Source organism: Lentilactobacillus kosonis, from assembly GCF_003864335.1.
Lineage (GTDB): Bacteria > Bacillota > Bacilli > Lactobacillales > Lactobacillaceae > Lentilactobacillus > Lentilactobacillus kosonis.
This window is the reverse complement of the sequence record NZ_BEXA01000001.1, coordinates 63,689-84,347: the sequence shown is the minus strand read 5'-3', so window position 1 is coordinate 84,347 and position 20,659 is coordinate 63,689. Positions and strand designations below refer to the sequence as shown.

Annotated in this window: 23 protein-coding genes and 2 pseudogenes; 18 read left to right on the top strand and 7 right to left on the bottom strand. The window is 35.2% G+C overall.

Translation table 11 applies throughout. From position 1 onward, the window contains the following. Window positions 1-96: 96 nt before the first annotated feature. On the bottom strand, window positions 97-1,269 hold the full coding sequence (locus NBRC111893_RS00500; protein ID WP_125007584.1) for an SAM-dependent methyltransferase: 1,173 nt from the start codon (window positions 1,267-1,269) through the stop codon (window positions 97-99). Window positions 1,270-1,379: 110 nt separating this feature from the next. Between NBRC111893_RS00500 and NBRC111893_RS00495 the strand changes: the two genes are divergently transcribed. The 3 genes from NBRC111893_RS00495 to NBRC111893_RS00485 all read left to right on the top strand — a co-directional run bounded on the left by NBRC111893_RS00495 (window position 1,380) and on the right by NBRC111893_RS00485 (window position 4,153). Then, window positions 1,380-2,330 (top strand): hypothetical protein, encoded by a 951-nt coding sequence (locus tag NBRC111893_RS00495; protein WP_125007583.1) that lies wholly within the window; start codon window positions 1,380-1,382, stop codon window positions 2,328-2,330. An 11-nt stretch (window positions 2,331-2,341) separates the two neighbouring features. After that, window positions 2,342-3,382, top strand: coding sequence for an AI-2E family transporter (locus NBRC111893_RS00490; RefSeq protein ID WP_225417512.1), 1,041 nt, complete (start codon window positions 2,342-2,344; stop codon window positions 3,380-3,382). An 81-nt stretch (window positions 3,383-3,463) separates the two neighbouring features. Then, window positions 3,464-4,153 (top strand): 2,3-diphosphoglycerate-dependent phosphoglycerate mutase, encoded by a 690-nt coding sequence (locus tag NBRC111893_RS00485; protein WP_125007581.1) that lies wholly within the window; start codon window positions 3,464-3,466, stop codon window positions 4,151-4,153. 420 nt (window positions 4,154-4,573) lie between these two features. Here NBRC111893_RS00485 and NBRC111893_RS00480 read toward each other — a convergent pair whose 3' ends face one another. Both NBRC111893_RS00480 and NBRC111893_RS00475 read right to left on the bottom strand, forming a co-directional pair. After that, window positions 4,574-5,284 (bottom strand): ABC transporter permease, encoded by a 711-nt coding sequence (locus NBRC111893_RS00480; protein ID WP_125007580.1) that lies wholly within the window; start codon window positions 5,282-5,284, stop codon window positions 4,574-4,576. Further along, window positions 5,265-6,206: an ABC transporter ATP-binding protein gene (locus NBRC111893_RS00475; RefSeq protein ID WP_125007579.1), complete on the bottom strand. Its 942-nt coding sequence runs from the start codon at window positions 6,204-6,206 to the stop codon at window positions 5,265-5,267. The genes NBRC111893_RS00480 and NBRC111893_RS00475 overlap by 20 nt, the downstream gene beginning before the upstream one ends. Before the next feature lie 231 nt (window positions 6,207-6,437). On the opposite strand from NBRC111893_RS00475, the gene NBRC111893_RS00470 reads away from it, so the two are divergent. After that, window positions 6,438-6,911, top strand: coding sequence for a TetR/AcrR family transcriptional regulator (locus tag NBRC111893_RS00470; protein ID WP_225417447.1), 474 nt, complete (start codon window positions 6,438-6,440; stop codon window positions 6,909-6,911). Between the two features lie 321 nt (window positions 6,912-7,232). On the opposite strand, the gene NBRC111893_RS12010 is transcribed toward NBRC111893_RS00470, so the two are convergent. From NBRC111893_RS12010 to NBRC111893_RS00460, 3 genes are read right to left on the bottom strand one after another with little or no spacing between them, the layout of a single operon-like run. Beyond that, the gene (locus NBRC111893_RS12010) at window positions 7,233-7,439 is read right to left on the bottom strand and encodes a TetR-like C-terminal domain-containing protein (RefSeq protein ID WP_160114416.1); all 207 of its coding nucleotides are present in this window, start codon (window positions 7,437-7,439) and stop codon (window positions 7,233-7,235) included. Then, window positions 7,408-7,587, bottom strand: a complete 180-nt coding sequence (locus tag NBRC111893_RS00465) for a hypothetical protein (RefSeq protein WP_125007578.1) — start codon at window positions 7,585-7,587, stop codon at window positions 7,408-7,410. The genes NBRC111893_RS12010 and NBRC111893_RS00465 overlap by 32 nt, the downstream gene beginning before the upstream one ends. Further along, entirely contained in the window at window positions 7,584-7,808 is a 225-nt protein-coding gene (locus NBRC111893_RS00460; RefSeq protein ID WP_125007577.1) for a TetR/AcrR family transcriptional regulator, read from the bottom strand. Before NBRC111893_RS00460 ends, NBRC111893_RS00465 begins: the two co-directional genes overlap by 4 nt. A gap of 160 nt (window positions 7,809-7,968) precedes the next feature. On the opposite strand from NBRC111893_RS00460, the gene NBRC111893_RS00455 reads away from it, so the two are divergent. The 13 genes and pseudogenes from NBRC111893_RS00455 to NBRC111893_RS00395 all read left to right on the top strand — a co-directional run bounded on the left by NBRC111893_RS00455 (window position 7,969) and on the right by NBRC111893_RS00395 (window position 19,471). Then, the gene (locus NBRC111893_RS00455; protein WP_125007576.1) at window positions 7,969-8,553 is read left to right on the top strand and encodes an HXXEE domain-containing protein; all 585 of its coding nucleotides are present in this window, start codon (window positions 7,969-7,971) and stop codon (window positions 8,551-8,553) included. A 275-nt stretch (window positions 8,554-8,828) separates the two neighbouring features. Further along, entirely contained in the window at window positions 8,829-9,077 is a 249-nt protein-coding gene (locus NBRC111893_RS00450; RefSeq protein ID WP_125007575.1) for a hypothetical protein, read from the top strand. Between the two features lies 1 nt (window position 9,078). Next, window positions 9,079-10,209, top strand: coding sequence for a site-specific integrase (locus tag NBRC111893_RS00445; RefSeq protein ID WP_225417445.1), 1,131 nt, complete (start codon window positions 9,079-9,081; stop codon window positions 10,207-10,209). Window positions 10,210-10,598: 389 nt separating this feature from the next. Next, complete coding sequence (locus tag NBRC111893_RS00440; RefSeq protein ID WP_125007574.1) at window positions 10,599-10,916, top strand: hypothetical protein; 318 nt, start codon at window positions 10,599-10,601, stop codon at window positions 10,914-10,916. 116 nt (window positions 10,917-11,032) lie between these two features. Next, window positions 11,033-11,527 carry a hypothetical protein gene (locus NBRC111893_RS00435; protein ID WP_125007573.1) on the top strand — a complete coding sequence of 165 codons (495 nt, stop codon included), beginning with the start codon at window positions 11,033-11,035 and terminating at the stop codon, window positions 11,525-11,527. A gap of 26 nt (window positions 11,528-11,553) precedes the next feature. Continuing rightward, the gene (locus NBRC111893_RS00430) at window positions 11,554-12,504 is read left to right on the top strand and encodes a hypothetical protein (protein WP_125007572.1); all 951 of its coding nucleotides are present in this window, start codon (window positions 11,554-11,556) and stop codon (window positions 12,502-12,504) included. A gap of 608 nt (window positions 12,505-13,112) precedes the next feature. Then, complete coding sequence (locus NBRC111893_RS00425) at window positions 13,113-14,663, top strand: AAA family ATPase (RefSeq protein WP_125007571.1); 1,551 nt, start codon at window positions 13,113-13,115, stop codon at window positions 14,661-14,663. Between the two features lie 333 nt (window positions 14,664-14,996). Then, window positions 14,997-15,263 (top strand): hypothetical protein, encoded by a 267-nt coding sequence (locus NBRC111893_RS00420; protein ID WP_125007570.1) that lies wholly within the window; start codon window positions 14,997-14,999, stop codon window positions 15,261-15,263. Window positions 15,264-15,876: 613 nt separating this feature from the next. Further along, entirely contained in the window at window positions 15,877-16,773 is an 897-nt protein-coding gene (locus NBRC111893_RS00415) for a hypothetical protein (RefSeq protein ID WP_125007569.1), read from the top strand. 194 nt (window positions 16,774-16,967) lie between these two features. Beyond that, a complete protein-coding gene (locus NBRC111893_RS00410) occupies window positions 16,968-17,813 on the top strand; it encodes a DUF2971 domain-containing protein (RefSeq protein WP_125007568.1) in 846 nt (281 codons plus the stop codon). Between the two features lie 236 nt (window positions 17,814-18,049). After that, window positions 18,050-18,259 (top strand): annotated as a pseudogene (locus NBRC111893_RS00405) (2,3-bisphosphoglycerate-dependent phosphoglycerate mutase); the annotation flags it as partial. Between the two features lie 567 nt (window positions 18,260-18,826). After that, window positions 18,827-19,129, top strand: coding sequence for a hypothetical protein (locus tag NBRC111893_RS00400; protein ID WP_125007567.1), 303 nt, complete (start codon window positions 18,827-18,829; stop codon window positions 19,127-19,129). A 51-nt stretch (window positions 19,130-19,180) separates the two neighbouring features. Beyond that, window positions 19,181-19,471, top strand: coding sequence for a hypothetical protein (locus NBRC111893_RS00395; protein WP_125007566.1), 291 nt, complete (start codon window positions 19,181-19,183; stop codon window positions 19,469-19,471). 136 nt (window positions 19,472-19,607) lie between these two features. Here NBRC111893_RS00395 and NBRC111893_RS00390 read toward each other — a convergent pair whose 3' ends face one another. Continuing rightward, the gene (locus tag NBRC111893_RS00390; protein WP_125007565.1) at window positions 19,608-20,087 is read right to left on the bottom strand and encodes a TetR/AcrR family transcriptional regulator; all 480 of its coding nucleotides are present in this window, start codon (window positions 20,085-20,087) and stop codon (window positions 19,608-19,610) included. Window positions 20,088-20,227: 140 nt separating this feature from the next. On the opposite strand from NBRC111893_RS00390, the pseudogene gpmA reads away from it, so the two are divergent. Further along, window positions 20,228-20,428 (top strand): annotated as a pseudogene (gene gpmA / locus NBRC111893_RS00385) (2,3-diphosphoglycerate-dependent phosphoglycerate mutase); the annotation flags it as partial. Window positions 20,429-20,659: the final 231 nt, after the last annotated feature.

Sequence of the window (20,659 nt, the reverse complement as noted above, 5' to 3'; positions counted from 1 at the left end):
AACCTTGATTAATATCAAGGTTGTTTTTATTTTGGGTAAAATAAAAAGGGCGTTAGCAGTTAAGCTAGCGCCCTTTCGTATATAAATAGTGAAATATTACTTGTACATGTATTCTCTAGTCATTGGTAAGTCATGACCAGAAGCACCCTTAGTAATCAAGTACTGGATAACATCAATGTTACCAGATTTGAATGAAGCGGCACATGCTTGGAGATAAAGATCCCACATTCTAATAAATTTGTCATCAAACATTTCGGCAACTTGAGGTCTAACTGCTAAGAAGTTTTCGTCCCAAATTTCAGTCGTCTTTTGGTAGTGACGACGAAGTGATTCCATGTCGTAAATTTGAAGACCATTTTCGATGATGTGATCCATGTTTTCAGTCAAACCAGGAACGTAGCCACCAGGGAAAATCCATTTGTTGATCCAACCGTTATAAGCGCCACCTTGTTGACGGGTAATGCCGTGAATTAAGGCAACACCATCATCGGTTAGGTAGTGGTTAACACATTTGAAGTATTCGCCAAGGTTTTCCTTACCAACGTGTTCGAACATTCCAACTGAAGTAATGTAGTCGAACTTAGCATCGCCTAATTCACGATAATCAGTTAACTTAACTTCAGCAACGTCTTCAAGGCCTAACCGTTTGATTTCGGAGTTAACATAGTCGTATTGTTCTTGACTTAAAGTTACCCCAACGACCCGCAAGTCGTATTCTTGAGCGGCAGTTAACATTAAAGTTCCCCAACCACAACCGATATCAAGAAGGGTCCGGCGAGGTTTAGGATCAAGCTTCTTCAAAATATGGTGAACTTTATTCATTTGAGCGGTCTTTAAGTCGTCCTCAGGAGTCTCAAAGTAGGCACATGAATAAGTCATCGTGTCATCAAGCCATAATTTATAGAAGTTGTTACCAATGTCGTAATGGTCTTGGACATCTTTTTTACTTGCTTCTTCATTATGGGATGCTTTAGGTAAGTAGCGAATGAACTTCTTGTTTTTTAAGAAGCTATCAGCGCTTTGATATGCGGAAGTAATAAGATCTTCGATACTACCATCGATTTCGATCTTACCATCCATATATCCTTCTCCAAGAGCGATTGAAGCATTTTTAAGGACCTGTCTTATTGGAATAGGTTCATTAAATTTGATCGCTACTTGCGGTTCACCGTTTCCGTAAGTTTCTGTAGAGCCGTCCCAGTAGGTAATCTTAACTGGGATATTGAAGGAGTTCTTCAATAGTGATTCGTAAAATTTCTTTTCAAGCATGATCTTATTCCTTTCTTTTTTGATACAAAAGACATTATACGCTTCTCGGCAAATGATTTAAGTAAAAATGTTATAATGAACTAAATTGGTTTACATGGGAGGGTATCGATTTGAAAAGATGGATTTGGATTTTAGTAGCAATCATTGTAGCTGGTTCAATTGGTGGGTATGCGTATGCCCGTCATTCACAGAATAATCGGTTATATGATCAACAAATGACCCGTGGGAATGCCTATATCGCTAGTAAAAAGTATTCTTCTGCAGAAACCGCATTTACGAATGCCTTGAAGCGGAAACAAGATGATAAAAAGGCGACAACGTTCCTTAAGCAAACACAGACCTTTGTGTCAGCTCAAAAGGCACTTAATGACCGTAAGTTTAGTGAATCTAAACAACAATTCACCGATGTTAAGAATACTGACCAAGGAAATGAACAGTTGATTGACCGTGCTAAGACTAACTTAGCCACTCTTAAGACAGTTCAAGCTAATATTAAGAACTACAATAAAGTTTACAACCAAGCATTAGATCAAGCTGGTGAAGGCCAGTATATGGAATCTAACGCCAGTTTGGATAAGATTTTCAATGACAAAGCAATTCACCAGACTTATTACAAGGATGTCTTGAAAAAAGCTGAGAAGTTGCGGGATGATAATAACAAGGCTATTAATGGTCAACCAAACGATCAAAGTACCGTGGATAACGATGACGATTCTAGTAGTACCGCGGTTAGTCCTAATCTTGATCCGGATAGTAGCTCAAGTAATAGTCAAAGTAATACCAATACTAACCCGGATTCATCAAGCGCCAGTTTGACTCCAGAAGAGCAAAAACAAGCTGACAATTATAAAGGTTCAAATGAATATACGGTTAAACCTGGTCAAAATGAAATTGACGGCCAAGAAATTACCAACGCTCAAGTAAATACAGCTCGGAGAGACTTACAGCAAAGTGGCTTTGATACTGGCGCAATGAGCGATCAAGATGTTAAGAATTTAATTAAGGGTGCCAGTGAAAAGAATCAATCAGTAACGGATTATGCTAAACAAACCCTTAAATAAGGAGAACTTGACTGTATATGTATAAACGTTTTGTAGAGAATATCGCGTTAAGGCGCGTCGTTGTACTGATAGCAGTTATTGCTATTCTAATAGCTCTTAGTAGCATGATGAATATTATCTTGTTAACGTTTATTTTCAGTTTGTTGATTATTAAGTTAACTAAGTTTATTCAAAAATACGTTAAGCTACCAACGGGATTAATTGTAACGGTGGTGTATTTGATTGTTGTGGCAGGCTTGTTTTCAGCCATTACGAAGTATGTTCCACAGTTAGCAAATCAGACCATTAGGTCAACTTCTGATATGATTAATTTTTATTCTAATCCGAAGAACTTACCTGACGACGAGACACTTCATTGGATTAATGAAATGATTCAACAAAGTCATATTTTGAGTTCGGTTAAGAACGGAGTGGGATTAATCTGGCATTCAATCACAACCGTTACTACGATGGGTGTCACCTTGTTCATGTCCCTTATCTTGAGTTTCTTCTTTACCATTGAAGAAAAACAAATGTTGCAGTTTTCACAGTCTTTTAAAAAGAGTTATGTTAACTGGTTGTTTGAAGATTTGGAATACTTTGGTAGAAAATTCATTGCTACCTTTGGGGTAGTGATTGAGGCGCAATTCTTTATCGCTTTAGTCAACACTGGATTGACTACGATTGTCATGATTGTGATGGGATTACCACAGTTAGCGGTGTTGTCATTGATGGTGTTTGTATTGAGTTTGATTCCAGTTGCCGGGGTGATTATCTCACTGATTCCACTTTCTTTAGTTGGATATTCAGTAGGGGGAATTACCGATGTGGCCTATCTGATTGTAACGATTATTGTGGTGCACGCATTGGAAGCTTATGTATTGAATCCTAAATTTATGTCGTCACGCACGAATTTACCAATCTTTTATACCTTTGTGGTGTTATTGATTGGTGAACATTTCTTTGGTGTGTGGGGCCTGATTTGTGGGGTGCCAGTATTTACGTTCTTCTTGGATATCTTAGGGGTTCAGTACCATCATGGATTTAAGCCGAACGGTAAATTACTCCAGTAGGATAATTACAATTCAAGGTCGATAAATGCGGGCATTTGGTGTAAAATTACAGAGATAGAGATAAAGAAAGAGGTAATTATTTTGGCTAAACTTGTATTGATCCGTCACGGTCAAAGTGAATGGAACTTATCTAACCAATTTACTGGTTGGGTTGACGTTGATTTAAGTGATGAAGGTGTTAAGCAAGCTCAAAACGCTGGTAAGTTAATCAAAGAAGCAGGTATCGAATTTGACTATGCCTTCACTTCAGTATTGACTCGTGCCATCAAAACTTTACATTATGCATTGGAATATTCAGACCAACTCTGGATTCCAGAAACTAAGACTTGGCGTTTAAACGAACGTCATTATGGCGCTTTGCAAGGACAAAACAAAGCTGAAGCCGCTGAAAAATTTGGTGAAGACCAAGTTCATATTTGGCGTCGTTCATACGATGTTTTGCCTCCACTTTTGGATGCAAGCGACGAAGGTTCAGCTGCTAACGATCGTCGTTACGCTAACCTTGACCCTAACATCATCCCTGGTGGTGAAAACCTTAAGGTAACTCTTGAAAGAGTTATGCCTTTCTGGGAAGACGAAATCGCACCTAAATTACTTGACGGCAAGAATGTTATCATTGCTGCCCACGGTAACTCATTACGTGCATTGAGCAAGTACATTGAAGGTATCTCTGATGAAGATATCATCAACCTTGAAATGGCCACAGGACAACCTGTAGTGTACGATTTCAACGATAAGCTTGAAGTACAAAGCAAAAACAAATTAGGTTAATCTTAACTGATTTAACTGATAGAAAATCCCTGATCTCGATTACTCGAGATCAGGGGTTTTTGTGTCTATGTGGCGATTTGTGATGATTAAACGGTCACTAGTGGTCACTAATTGGACTCTGGAAGGGGAATTATGTTTGAACTGAAGTTGTGGCACTTGCGGCACTATTGGCACTGTTATTGAATTATTTAGAATGATCTTAACTTCGTACTGGTTATCACAATTAACACATGATTACTGATTAATTATACTTACTGAAAAAAGGGGACGTTAATATGCAAACTTTTAAAGTTGGAGCTGCTGTTCAATTACCACCAAACATGGTTAGGTGTCACAGGCATTGTTGTTTCTATTTTAAAATTATTATGATTAGGGGTCACTAATTAGTGACCATAAGGAATGATTTATAGTATTGACATCCTACTGCTGATCTTTTTTAGTCCATAAGTAGATAGTGCCGTAAATTCCGATTATCCCGACTATTGTCACGATCGCGTTACTAATGACACCAGGATGCTGGGTGTGAGCCATGAAGTAACCTGGTATTGACCAGGGAATGTACTGACCAATTTGTTGACCCGAGAACATAACTGCAATAATTAGTGTGCCAAACGATAAAGCAGTTGGTATTAATGAGCTCTTGGTCATAGATGATACTAATGGCCATAAAAAAGATAGCAATACATTGTACGAGAATGTTGTTAATGTAATTTTAATCACGCTATCCAATGTATGATGAGGAATCGGTGAATGCAGGTATATCAATCCAAATAATATCATTATCAGTAGTTCACATGCTGTGATTATTAACTCGGCAATTTCAATTGCTAATAGTTTACCCCCAACAATTGTCTTTCTAGATATTGGTAACGCCAGCAAATCTTTAAATGTTTGAGAAGTAAATTCATTAGCGAAAACCCAGCTACTTAAGGTCCCAAAACCAACAAGACCAATTAATGCAACTAAAAACATTAATCCATTGCTTGTGTACTGCTGCCAATCTGGCCCGCGCTTAATTAATAGTAGCAATGTGAACGACATAATAACCATTGGAATTATCCTAGCCCGATAAATCTTTTTTAGTTCAATTCTAACTATTGTTATAACCTGGTTAATTAAGTTTAAACTCATGTGATGACTCCTCCTCGTCGAGTAGATTTAGAAAATATTCTTCTAGTCCATTGGAATTTGGATGCCAACTGGTTGGTATTATTGAATGGTTAGTTAGTAAGGAAATTGTTGATCTAATGTTTTTAATATCAGGAATAACCAGGTTATTATTATTAATCGAATTGATAATTCCATTATTATCTAGAAGGCCGTGTGCGGCAATCAGTTCTTCATTATTTTGAAATGATGCAACTACTTGTTGTTCAATATGGTTTGTGAAATCTGAATAGCTTTCTTGCTCAATTAGTTTGCCATGACTTAGTACGCCAATATGCGTTAGCATCTGCTCCATTTCAGCAAGAATATGACTGGAAATAAGAATTGTGGCGCCTTCATCGTGGGCAAGTCTTTGTAACAGTAAACGAACCTGATTTAGTCCTTGAGGATCCAGTCCATTAGTTGGTTCGTCCAGTAATAATATTTCAGGACGATGAATCAACGCCTTTACTATTCCAATTTTTTGTCGATTACCCAAAGACAATTCTTTTACTGGCTTGTCTCTGTAAGGTGTTAATTGAAGTTCTTCCAAAAACTGATCAATTCTGGGCTTTAGTTCATGTCTAGGAATCTCTCGTAATTGGGCATAAATTTCAAGATTTTCATAAGTGGTTAAGCTTGAGTAAGATTGAGGGGTTTCAATTAAGTACCCGACTTTATTCCAAAAGTTTGAACTAACTTTTCTAACGTCTTCTCCAAGAAGCATTGCTGTTCCACTACTAGGACGTATCATATTGAGCAGTGTTCTCATAGTGGTAGTTTTACCCGCACCATTTAGTCCAATGAACCCGTAAATACTTCCTTTAGGTACTTGGAGATTTACATCGTTCAAAGCTTGAAATTTATCATACTGTTTGTTCAGATGTTTCGTTTCGATTGCATACATAAAAAGACCTCACTTAACATAAAGAGATGTGATACCATCAAGGTACTATGGTACCTTAATGCCAATCTATTACTTTGTCAAGCTCCCATACTGGCTTAATTGCTAAGATGATTACAAATATGACTTTGATTATAATTTGCAGGTACTAACTAAATTAGGTTATATTATGTGTATAATGCAGTAATTGATGCATAGATTATTGATAGTAAGTATAAAAATAGGAAGGGTAATATGTCCGAGCGAAGATGGGGAAAAGAGCTAGAGCTCGCAATTTTAGATTCTGCCTGGTATGAACTAGAAACACGCGGGTATCAAGATTTAACGATTGGGGGCATAGCTAAAAGAGCCAAAACAAACAAGAACACAATTTACCGCCGGTGGGCTAATAAACCGGAGCTTATTTTTGCCACAATTCAAAAACATAATTCAATTCAGCCAAATAATGAAATTCCTAATACTGGGTCATTGAGAACTGATTTGGAGAAGTTGCTTGGTCAATTTGTTCCCATATTTAATATTCCACCAAAAGGAACCTGGCAGAAATTGTTACCCGAGGCAATTTTAAGTGAATCTGGTCAGACTGAGACTATTATTGAAGCGATCAATGGAGACAACAGAATCACTGAAGTCGTGAAAAAAATTTGCAACAAGCAAGAGATCGAAGTGAATCTGTTAGAAGAAATCTTAATGATGATCAACTTATGATGCCAGCACTATTGTTAATTAATCAGCTAATCTATAATGGTGAAATTACAATCGAAAAAATTCGAAACTTTAATTGATGGAATATTAATTCCAATTTTCATTGATGGAGAGCCTAACTAGCGGTAATCCCTCAGATAAATGTCAACGGCTATAACCGATAAAAAGCATCTGATCTCGAGTAATCGAGGTCAGATGCTTTTGCGTCTGTTTGAAGCTTTGTGACGATTAATATTATTCACTAGTGGTCATTAATTGGGCGCTGAGAAATTCTGGTTGTCTGAAGTTAGGTCACTTATGGAACTTTATAGAGATTAGGATTTTTTATAGTAATTGACTATTTTTTAGTGACGGAATGACTTTTTCCGACATTAATTGAATTAACTGCGCAGGGCTTTCTTTTTTTCCTTGATTAATCCATTCTCCTAGGATTCCAAAAAAAGCTCCACTTAACATTGCTGTCAAATATTGTTTTTCGATACTAGATTCAGATTTGAGATTATATTTTGGAAAAACATTTTTTCTTAGCATTATTTCGAAAATAATCTTTAATTTGAAATTGGATTTCAAGTGATCCACGATTGGATAACAGAATTGATAATACTTCACCGTCAGTGTTTAAATAGTTCAACAAATTTTCGAAAATTGCTTGAAGCCCCAAAGCCCCATTTTCGTTCATGATTTCCATCCCATGATTAATGAAGTCACGCTGATACTTTGCACTAAATCATATTTGTCTTCAAAATGAAGATAAAATCCACTTCTGCTAGTATTAGACTGATTACAGATATCGCGAACGGAAATGGCATCAAAACTTTTTTTGTGTAGTAGTTCTTCAAAAGCAGCATAGAGTCGTTGCTGTGACTTGATAAATCTGAGATCTTGTTTGTTTTTAACCATAATAAGCCTCACTAACTAATCAATTTATGTAATCTGTCTATTAACTAAGATTGTAGATTGTATTTGTTAAATTACTGTTTTATACTTCAAGTCGTAAATAGATGTTGAACACAATGTCTATTATAGCGAAAAAACTGTTGAATGAAAGAGGAAAATAATTATGAATTGGTTACTTAAACATTGGTACAACGCCACGATCTTTTTAGCAATTTATACGACGATTTTGTTATTTATGTATGTTTCAAAGCAGAACTTTGCACTATTTTTAATCTGGTTACAGACACCTGTTTACTTTATGCATGAATTTGAAGAATATATATTACCGGGAGGTTTCAAGAAATTCTTCAATACCAAGATAATGGGTTCCGTGGACCCTTCATTTCCATTAGATGATAAGGTTTCATTTTGGATCAATGTTCCTGTGATTTTTATCGCAATGCCATTATCAGCAATTTTAGCAAATTATTATGGACTAGGTTGGGGAATTTGGACAGCAGCATTTTCAGTCCTTAACGCTGCAGCCCACGTAGTTTGGATGTTCAAATTTAAATATAACCCAGGATTGGTGGTTAGTATTCTATTGAATATTCCTGTAGGATGCTATGCAATCTGGTACTTCATTCAGAATCAGTTAGTTTCAACCCAAACCTGGGTCATCTCAGTGATCTTTGGGATTTTAGTACAAGTAGTAATGACAGCCTATGGATTTGTTATATTAAAACCAAAAGTTAGTAGAAGAAAATAAATAATTTCTGGAAGACATACAATGTGTATTTGAAAAATGGTTGCTTGAATCTAAAATTTAATAGAGCGTAAGTATTAAACTAACTAAAACAACCTGATCTTAAGAAATCGAGGTCAGGTTGTTTTGCGTCTATTTGAAGATTTGTGATGATTAATCGGTAGCTAGTGGTCACTAATTGGACTCTGAAACGTGAATTATGTTTGAACTGAAATTGTGTCACTTACAGCAACCTTTGTTGATGAATTATTACATCCAAAGCATATCCTAAGGATGGCTTGGAACAACTATTTGCGGTAGCCCATGAGGCTCATGAAGTGATCATTGCAACGGGGAGTTTAACGACTAAGTCACAGGTTGCAGAAGAACGTTTAGACAAATTGAAACAACTAATCAAGTCTGATGATGACAACTTAGAAAAGTATCACGTACTAGTTAATGAAGAAAATAATGCGGCTCATCCATTATCACTGCGAAATAGTCCTTGGAAGTTACAACCATGGATTACTAACAAGGTGGTGAAGTAGGATGAGCCGTATTTATTTGAATCCCATGAAAGGAAAAAGATACAAAGCCGAGTTTAGTATTGGCTCGGGTAAACAACGGAAACGTAAGACTCATACGTTTGACGATAAAGAAACAGCTAAAAAGTGGATAAACCAGTTATCTATGGAAGCTGATCAAGGTACTAACTTTGAACGTTCCGATTGGTTATTCGTTGACTATTATTGGCACTGGGTCGAAACGTATAAGCAACCAGTGGTTTCATCAGCAACGTTGTTAAGCTATGTGACTAGTTATCGTCATTTTCAACAACATCTTGGAGAAGTGCGTATCGGCAGATTGACTCGAGCAAGAATTCAACGATTCTTAAATGAGTTGGGATTGAGCCATGAAACTGCTCGTAAAGATCTAATGCATTTGCGAAGTTGTATGAAAGACGCAATGTTAGATGGCACAATTGCGCGTAACCCGGCCGAGGGGCGATTGCACATTGTTGCGGATCCTAAATTAACGAAGAGTGATGATAAGAAGTTTATGACAATTGATGAGTATAAACACATTCGTGACTTCCTATTGAACTTTCCTCACAGCCTACAACACATCAATTGGATGACGCTCATGATTATCTCACAAACTGCTTTAAGAGTTGGTGAATGCATTGCTTTAAAATATGATGATTTTGACTTTGAGCATAATACAGTTCGCATTGATGAATCTTGGGATTCAGTCGAAAACGAAATCAAAGAACCTAAGACAAAATATTCTAAACGAACTATTCCAGTACCCGCGAAAGCCATGAGCGTTATCCACAGGTGGATAGCTTATCATCGCCAAGTGTTGTTTAGGTTGGGGATAACTAATCCGGATCAATTTCTCTTGTTGAATCAATACGGTAAGCTACCAATAAGTAGAAATATTAACTCTTCTTATCATCAATTACAGAAGAAACTAGGTTATAAACCCAAGTTCAGCACTCACACATTTAGACATACTATTGCTAGTCTGATGTTAGGTGACTCAAAGGTTTCAATTAACTATGTATCTAAATATTTAGGTCATGCTAGTGTGGCTATTACCCAAAAGTATTATATTGGCTTGCTACCAGAACAACGAGAAATTGAAGAAGCAAAAGCTGTTAGAGTGCTTGGCAGTTAGATAACTAAGGAGGGGCTTGATATGTGTGAGCCTCTTTTTTTTGTCTCTTATTTTCTCATTTGAATAGTACTATGTGAGGTATAACTTGTTTTTGGGGAATAAAATATACTGTATTTCGACTTGATGCTGTATATTACTGATTATATGCCATTGCCAAACTCGATTTTATATTTACAAAAAGTATTTCTATAATTTAAAAATATTGCATAAATAAAGGTCACAAGATGTCCTTAATAATCTGTAACTATGATATTTGTGGTGTTTGATATTTGTATTATTTAAAAATAATTCAACATATTGTTAATTAATGCACAAATTTCATTGACTAAAAATGATAATAGTATAATTATATATATATAGTATAAAATTTATATTCTGGAGGGGTTATTTTGATAAAGAACAAGTTGGTTTGGACTTTAGCACTTTTCGTTTCATTGTTAGCAGGTCTTTCAGGGGGGGATGTTTTGACTGTATCAGCAAGCACTGATTCAATTAGTCATAGTAACACTGGATCTGCAAAGAAATTATATGATAAAAAAGTAAATTATAGTAAAGAAGGTAGTGATTTAAAGATAATAAAATCACAAACATCCGAGGACAATTACACAGTTTACTCGGGAAATAGCAATGTAAAAATCATCAAGGAGAATAAAGCAAAGCCGGCTTCGAAAGCAAATAAAGCAAAGCTGGTTTCGAAAAGCAAATAAAGCAAAGCCGGTTTCGAAAGCAAATAAAGCAAAGCCGGTTTCGAAAGCAAATAAAGCAAAGCCGGTTTCGAAAGCAAATAAGGTAAAGCCAGTTGCAAAGACGAAGAAGATGAATAGTGCATCACAGAAAAGAAAAAAAGTTATTTCTTTCGATAGTTTTTCCAAAAAAGCTATTAAAAATAATAATAAAAATAGGACGTAAAATTAAGAACAGTAAAAAGAGGACTAGGATTGTTAAAAATGAGACGACTAATTCTCTACCTGCAAAGGATGATAGTACGACAAAGACAGAACAAAATGGAGCAACAAGTATTAGTAATGATGGTAACACTAATTCAAGTAACACTAATTCAAGTAACACTAATAATTCGGGTGTTGTTTCAGCCATGACAGATGCAGAAAAGAAGGCTGCCGAAGATCAAAAACTAAATCAAGAAGCTCAGAATGCTAATATCAGATTGCAACCGTGGTATACAGGGACCGCAACTGCTGCTAACGTTGGTCAAGTGGTTTATTACACAACTGCTTCTGTGTCTAATGTTGTTGGTCAAGCAACTTCTATTGTTAATAGTATAACTGGTGTTGCTTCGGCTCTTAAGAGTCTTATCTAATTTTAAAGTTATGGGGGATAGCATTTATGAAATTAATTAGAAGTTATAAATTTATCTTAGTATCATTAGGTGCATTATTGTTTTTAGTTTGTAGCGGCGTGAATGTAAACGCTGATTACGATCGCTATGGTACTTATTCGGACAATAATAATTCAAATAATAAAGATGGAAATGACGGTGGAGACGGTGGAGGTATACCTATATCGGGGGGTGGCACAGTTGTTCCTCCATCTGATTCTGGAAGCTCGTTAAATGGTGCTACTACATTGGGTTCTGGATCCGCATCCACTGGTAATAATGTTCAAGCTACTAATAATATAGTTGCTTCCAACAACAGTACAATTAATAGAAATATTAATGGCAATATAGATAATAGTTTAAAAAATAGCAATGTATCAAAAAATAATGGAGACGTAATAACTGCTATGCCAGGTAATGAGACAAGCAAAGCAGGTAGTAAATTGCAGTCGAATTCTAAAACAATTTCCTCCAAAGACGCTATTAGCATGGCCAAACAAAAAGGGCTTAAGGTTCAAAAACTTTCTTCGAAGGCCGCTAAAAAAGTAACAGCTCTTTCAATAAATGATAAATCACAACTAAACGATGTTTTATCTGGAAAGTACGACGGTAAAATATCTGGTAAAGCAAAGGTTCAAGTTTTAGATCATACGAGAAATACCGGTACAAAGAAAATTTCTAAAAATATATATTTTAATGGTGTTTTGTCAGTCAAAGGTAATGTCAAACTCAAGACAAAGGGTAATAAAATACAAAAAGTTAAAAGCGTTTGGTCGGAATCTACAGGGATGAGTTGGCCAATTGAATGGCAACAAAATAAAGCATGGGCAAAGATAAACAAAAATAGAAAGTCAGGAGAGGCATATTTTAGAGGAAATCGTATATACTATCTTACAGTCGCTGGTACAGATCTTAAGTATACGAGACCAACTACACTTCGTATGTCATTTAAAATTTAAAATGTGTTATATTTGAAGGGTTAGATTCTTGAAGACTTCTTAGGGGGACAATTAGTATGGATATTTTTTTTAATTTCTTATTAGCATTTTACGTTGGTGATTTTATATTTACTGTGATTAGCTTTTTACTATTGGCCTTAATTGTGTATTTTATTATATATTTTGGTGTGAAGTTGTATAAAAGATATATGCATAAATAATTTTAGTTCATTTAGTTAACTAAAGATAAAATTATGGTATAGGATAATACAAGTTGTTTCTTAATTTAGCAACAAAAAGCTCGGAACTTGATTCAATCAAGTTCCGAGCTTTTTGTTGGTTCGTTATAAATTGTGTTTGTTCATAAAAAGCGTATTAAGTGAAGCTTGATGGATTCATTAAAGGTGTAATGTTAAAAATCTTAATAAATTCTAATATATTTATCAATTTTATAATTCAATAAAAATTTATTTTGTCGTGTTGAAAATAAGTCTTCTACTTATGTACAATGAATGGAGAATACTTATGGCCTATAGAAATATTTGAAATAAATTTATAAAATATCAGTCATATTTTAAAGTTATGTGCAGATAATGCATTACTAAATCATGATGTACAAGGAGAATTAAGTGAAATTTTATACAAGCATACCAAGGGATGAAAATGTTTCATATCCTTATTGCATACTTACTAAAAAAAATTGGAATGACTGGGGATTTCTTACTACATTTTCTTTACAGTATCGTGCAGAAAAGGAAGGTAATATTTATCAGCTTGGAAGTGTAAAAATAGGAAAAAAAGGTATGGATAAGCCATTTGATTATCTCAATACAATTAGAACCCCTTTAGAAAGCGACTTTGAAGAACTTGATGATAAGTATTTTTCAGTTGGAGGTAGCTCAGAGTATTATAAGAATTTTTATAACCTAAGCTTAACAAACACAAAAGCGCAAGAGAATATATTAGATTCACTTCATGACATAGTGTACGATACAAATTTTTATTTTGATAACAAAGAAGAAGATGTCATGAAGAATTCTTTGATGCGTAGCTCTTCCATAAAGACGATTAAGGATGTGTATTCGAGGGTCTTAAATACTGGAGATGAACACTTGACATCGTATGATTTCACATTGAAATTAAAGAATGAGATTAATGACAAAAGAATGACCTTTAAGGTATCTCCGGACGAATTACCCCAAAGCAATATACATGCCCTGATAGGGCGGAATGGAGTTGGAAAAACCAATTTCTTCACTAGTATAATTTCTACATTAACCGGTTCGAATGTATCTGGTTCAAATATTGTTGATGAGTTTATAGGTAAGGAAAATATATCTTCTGTCCTAGCGTTATCGTATTCAGTCTTTGATACTACCTTACCAGATAAAAATATTTTTAGCGATATACCATATAGATTTATTGGGTTTAATCAGGAAAGCAATATATCTAGTGAAATAGAACTTTCAGAAAAAAGAATGGTAGGGGAACAAAACCTACAATATAAACTATCCAAATTTATTGTTGATGAATTCATGGAAAGCATGATTTATATACGTAGTCAAAAATTTCTTTCGGATTTGGCGAATAGTTGTATTAAAACCTTGGATAGTGATCCAATATTTCAAGCATTGAATGTGAATTCGTGGTTGTCATCAACTGAGAATGAGAATATTAGAAAGACATATTCTAGGCTGAGTTCAGGACATAAAATAGTTTTGTTAAGTTTATTTCAAATTATTATAAATGTTGAACCTAATTCAATTGTTCTAGTTGATGAGCCCGAGCAAAATTTGCATCCTCCATTGATTTCTTCATTTATTCAAGCAATTTTAAATGTACTAAAAAAAAGAAATGCAATGGCTATTGTTGCAACTCATTCACCTGTTGTAGTGCAGGAATGCAGTGAAGACAGTACTTGGATTCTTAATCGAAGTGGACATGCAATAAGCATTAACCGTCCTACAATTAAGACTTTTGGTGCCAATGTTGGAGCGATAACGCATGATGTTTTTGATCTGGAAGTAGATAAGTCAGGATATATGAACGTTATTAATCAAGTTATTGAGAATAGTAATACTGTAGAAGAGGTTTTAGATAAGTTCCATAATAAATTAGGGGACGAATCAAGAATGAGGATTGCAAGCATCTTATATCAGCGGGAAGTAGATAATGACTAAAAATATGAATATATGTGTTAGTCAGACAGATATTTTACAAAATGCTACAAGCGTTGTTGGTAAAATTAAAAAAATTAAAGCACAGGAAAAAATCAAAGACGGTTACTAGATTGAACTGTATATACACAGGTAACGAAATTCAAAAAATGTCTGATACGTTGTTTAAAAGCTTTAAATAATAGGTTACCGTATAATTCGAGACTTAACCTAAATAAAATATATAATGATAATGCAAATGAATTAAGCGATTTTGACAGTTTTAAGAAGTTTTGCATATCTTTGTTTAATAATGATTTTAGATCCAAATCTTATAATAAATATGGAGAATTAATGTTGTCTGAACCATATTGCCAGTACTGTCATGTTAAGTCTTCTAATGCTTTAGATCATTTTTTTGATAAGAATTCTTTTCCGGAATTAGCTATATTTCCTGATAATTTGATACCGGTATGTACTAATTGTAATTCTGCCAAAAGAGGTAACTTTGTCTATCCATATTTTGAAGTACTGAGAAGTGCAAATTGGCTTAAGTGTAATGTAAGACCTGATGGAACTTTTGCTTTCTATATAAGTAAAGATGCTGCAAAAAATAAAATTTGAAGAGAAAATATTAAATGATTTAGAGAGACAATTTAAGGCCCGCAAGGTTTTTAATGATTACATTATTGTTGGGCAAACAACATTAACGCCCTTAATTTCAAATATTAAATATAAGAAAATGAATAATTTTAATAGGGACGATGTGAAAAATGAGATTGAGTATATCAACAATAGTTCTAATAAAGAATTGCTTATCCAGACTAAGTACTTCGAAATTGCTATTAGAAAAGGATTTTTAGAGAATTTCGACGAAATTTGGAATGCAATTTAAGTTTAGATATGTTAATAGTAACTCAAATGTTTTAAGGACTTCATGTTTAAGTATCTGAATATGCTAGTGTGGCTATTACTCAGAAGTATTATATAGGCTTGCTACCGGAGCAGCTAGAAATTGAAGAAGCAAAAGCTGTTAGAGTGCTTGGCAGTTAGCTAATTAAGGAGGCTTGATGTTTGAGAGCCTTCTTTTTTTTGCGAATAGTGTCAATTATATACTACATAATGTATTGTGCACCTTACAATTCCACAATATAGTGTGTTCCGATGTGTTAACTTTCCTGTTATCGATGTATAATTAAAATGAAACTGTCAAATCTAATCGAATGGTAGGAAAGGTATGAATCCTAAAAGTGAACGAACATTATCAAAAATAAAAAGGAAAGAAGATCGAGATATGTTTGTGAACCAAGAATTAATATGTGAGGTGCCATTGTATATTAAGTTTGTAGACAAGAAGTACGCTTATAATTTTCTTAATGGAGAATTACATTTTGGAAAAATGCAAGAATATAGAGATACTGCTCTTCCGGGTGTAATTGGTCCGGCAAATACTTCTATCGGGGATCTTAATGAAGATGTTCATCTTGTGTCTGGAGGTGAGAATAGTAAAATCCATTTTTATCGTGGCGGAGTTGAAGAAGCTGTTAGTTTCTTAAAAAAAGGTGAGTTTTTTAACTTCAGGGCGGTAGTTCATCCTGATGCTTCAGCTTTTTGCTTTACCGCAGTGCACAGGTGCGAACTGATCAATGACGGCAATGGGGGATATCATATTAGGCCAGAATTTATCAAGAAGTTGGAGAATCAATTTCCCCCTGCTGAAAAAGTGCCTTTTGTTATATTAGATCCAAATTTTCTTTGGAATATGATTTCTTTGCGTGCAAGAAAGATTGGAATTGGATGTGCTAGGGCACCAATCTGTTACTGTAGTGATCAGAATATAGGAATTCGTATACAAATGGATATATTTTCGAATAAAGTTTCTCCTATGAATGTTGTGCCTTTTGTAAAAGGTTTGGCCTATAAAGACCAATCGGAGTACCGTTTCTTTTTGGAAGATAGTTCTTTGTTGAATAGTAAAAATAATTTAATAGTTGATTCATTGCAAGGCAAGGTTACGCAAGTTAGTGATCTTAGTGAGGTGGAAGTTAAGCAATTAAGTGGTACTCGTGAAATATCTTCAGATGAATTGTTTCAAAACCTTGAACATCATTTTTGGGATGATTATTCGATTTGAAAATATTGAAAAACATGCATGGAAAAATTAATAAAAGACCATCCAAAATATGTTTCTCAATGAAGAATATGTTCTTTTTAAATTTATATGGATCGCTAATGAAAAACGTTCATTTATAAGTTGTGATAGAAGAACGTGTGAGTTAAGCGATGGTATTGCTAATAAAATTGTGCTGGCTATAAGGAGAAATTAACTTGAATGATATTGTTTATTTTAGCTCTCAAATGGCGCGAGAAGATAGTCTTGAATTGTTTCAAGATTTTGGAATTTCGGCCAACAAAATAAAAGAAGAAGTACCAGATGAATTATACAAATATTCTCCACTTAATAAATATGCATTAGATGATTTGGTTCATGGAAATCTCACTGCAACGAAGCCGGCTTTATTTAATGATGTGTATGATTCAATTTTATATACAAACATTAATAATGGTACATGGGAAGCTTCAGGAGAATTTCTTAGTCAAAGGGAAATTGAAAGATTGAATGATGATACTAAGAAAAGTGACAGAAAAAATTCTGTTACGTATCAAGGTGTTAACCGACAAATTTTACGTGTGGTATCCTTTTCTGAAAAATTTGACAATAATGCTTTATGGGGGCATTATGCAAATTCAAACACAGGGATATGTGTAGAATATGACCTTAATTCTTCGAAATTAAAAAATTTAATTTTTCCAGTAATTTATTCAAGGCAAACCATTAATTGGTCTAAATATGGTGATCCTGCTAAGTATAAGCCTGACTTGGCGCCAAAGGTAAGCATAACCTGTTCATTATCAAAGGCGAAAATTTGGGATTATGAAAAGGAATGGCGCGTGGTATGGCCTGGAAACATTTCTAATTATTACAAAGATCATCCACGGATAAAACTTGTATCACCGAAGATTAAAAGAATTATTTTAGGACCAAATTTTATCGGTCATTGGCTTAAAAAAAAGCGTGGGACAGGTTCGACAATGCTGGATCAGGAAGAAATAGATAAGATATTTATGCCATTTTGCAAATGGGTAAAAAGAATGAGATTACCTTATGTATAGCGGAGCCCCAAGAAAGTAACTTTCAATATAAGGCGGAAACCGAAATTAATGTGGATGAATTGATGAGGCTTGATCAAGTTAGACTTTCAAAATATTTTAATCTAGCTTCGCTGGGTGATTATTGAGAACTACTCTGATATTTAGGCAATCTAATCGGTCACTACTCGTCACTAGTACTTGCTCATAAAAACGCTTGAAGCATTGATACTATCGACTTTATTCGTTTAATATTGAATCCTTTCTGGGAAGACGAAATTGCACCTAAATTACTTGACGGCAAGAATGTTATCATTGCTGCCCATGGTAACTCACTACGTGCATTGAGCAAGTACATTGAAGGTATCTCTGATGAAGATATCATCAACCTTGAAATGGCCACAGGACAACCTGTAGTGTACGATTTCAACGATAAGCTTGAAGTACAAAGCAAAAACAAATTAGGTTAATCTTAACTGATTTAACTGATAGAAAATCCCTGATCTCGAGTAATCGAGATCAGGGATTTTTTCGTCTATGTGGCGATTTATGATGATTAATCGGTCACTAGCGGTCACTAATTGGACCCTGGAACGTGAATTGTTTTTAAGCTGAAGTTGTGGCACTTGCGGCACTATTGTCACTTTATGTATAGATAAGAGACTACTCAACTAGATTCTACTAATTGATTTACTTGGCTGAGTTGTTAGTCGTAAAATATTTTGAGTAATTAGATGATTTGATTTATGGCAAAGTTACATCTGTTTCTGTGGTCCATTCGTCATGGGATAGTTATCCTTTTTGGGCAAACTCATATGTGACACTATTACCGAATTTGTCCACAAACGCGATTGATTCACCCTGAGACACATTGTAAGCTTAAGAAGTAATCACGAAATGGTGATTAACGAATGCATCAAGCGATGAAACTTATTACGCTTGAAGTACATTGAGCTATGAAGCGCAGAGCTAAGTGCCCATTTACTATCATGGATAATGCACTAGCTGTTGGTTAATTTGATGGAGGTCGAACAGTAATGACACAAGCATATTTTTACGATGAACAATTGGATCAAACAGATAAGCAGGCATTTCAAAATCGCGCGGAGATTCGTGAGCTATTAGAATATGAACGCTATACACGTGATAGTGGATTATATGAACAAGAAGCTAATTGCTACAGTGATGACGCACTAATACACGTTTCTTGGTATGACGGTCCAGCCACTGGTTACTTTGAAAAAGTTGCTGCTGCCCATGGTGGTGGGGCTAAGCATAAGATTTTTACACGGAGGTATGGATCAATGGCGATAAAGCGATTGCTGAGATGCCAGTTATGATGCTGTCACCACGGATAAAATTGGATAATCAGACCGTTGAGGTCCACTCGTATGCCGTATCTTTACAAGGTTAGAAAAAAGAGCGGGATCTGGAAGATTGTCGATGCGGATTGTATCTATGAACGCGATGAGATTATCCCGGTTATTCCAAGTGTCATCATTAATATTGATTTGAAAGAACTCACATCCTATCGGGAGAGCTACCAAGGGCTGTGTTATGTGCTCAGTCGTACTGGCTTGAAAGTCGACAAGATTTACCTGGTGATGATCAGCCTGAAACCGTGGAAAAAGTTTATCGAAATGCTAGCGACTGGTTTTATGAACAACATGATTAGTTTTTAAATTCAAAACAGAATAAAGCGAGCGTCCCAGAAACATAAGATCCCGGGACGCTCGCTTTTTAATTGCAGTAGGAATAACATAGGGTGAGTTAAGAATATTGAGAAGGATGGCCAGCATAGTGTGTTGTTACAGTAAGTTAATGTTCGCTACTAAATAAGTGTTGAAAGATATCCTGGGGATTTGGCACCATTAAACTGTAGAGTTTGACTAACATTTTGGTGTCTATCGTGGGATATTTAAGCATCACGCGACTAAAGTTAAACACATTGCGCGCGACGATTTCATTAACGAATCCTTGAAAATCGTTCTGCCGGTCATCAATGAATGTGACGCGCATCATATCGCTGGCCAGGACGGTAATAGCGGCTTCTTCAGCGTGGGCCCAATAAATCATCTCAAAAAGTGTCTGATTATTCTTTAACTCTTGAACCACTGTCTGTGGTAGATTGACGACACTGACTGGCATCTTGTCGATGAGCGTCAAAAAATCATTTGCAATGCCAGCAAGATGATTTTCAAGGATCTCGAGCTGATTATTATAATGGCGATAAAAAGTTTGGCGAACAATTCCAGCTTCTTTACATAACTGGGTTACCGTGATTGAATCAAAGCGCACTTCGGTAATAAAAAATGTGTCAGCGCGTTGAAGAGTTTGTCTTGCGTGGCTTGGAGGCGCTTGTCAGGTTGTTGGTAGCGAGCAAATTTAATACTAGGAGTTTGCGTAGTTCTCACCTCTTTAGTGACATTTTAGCATAGGAAGACGAAATCGCACCTAAATTACTAGATGGCAAGAATGTTATCATTGCTGCCCACGGTAACTCATTACGTGCATTGAGCAAGTACATTGAAGGTATCTCTGATGAAGATATCATCAACCTTGAAATGGCTACTGGACAACCTGTAGTGTACGATTTCAATGATAAGCTTGAAGTACAAAGCAAAAACAAATTAGGTTAATCTTAATCGATATAACTGATAGAAAACCTGATCTCAAGTAATTGAGGTCAGGGATTTTTCGTCTATGTGGCGATTTATGATGATTAAACGGTCACTAGTGGTCACTAATTGGGCGCTAGAACGTGAATTTTTTGAGATGAAGTTGTGGCACTTGCGGCACTATTGGTACTGATATTTTTTATGATAAGTTAACAGTCTGGTTAGTTAAGACTAGATACATTAGATTGGCCA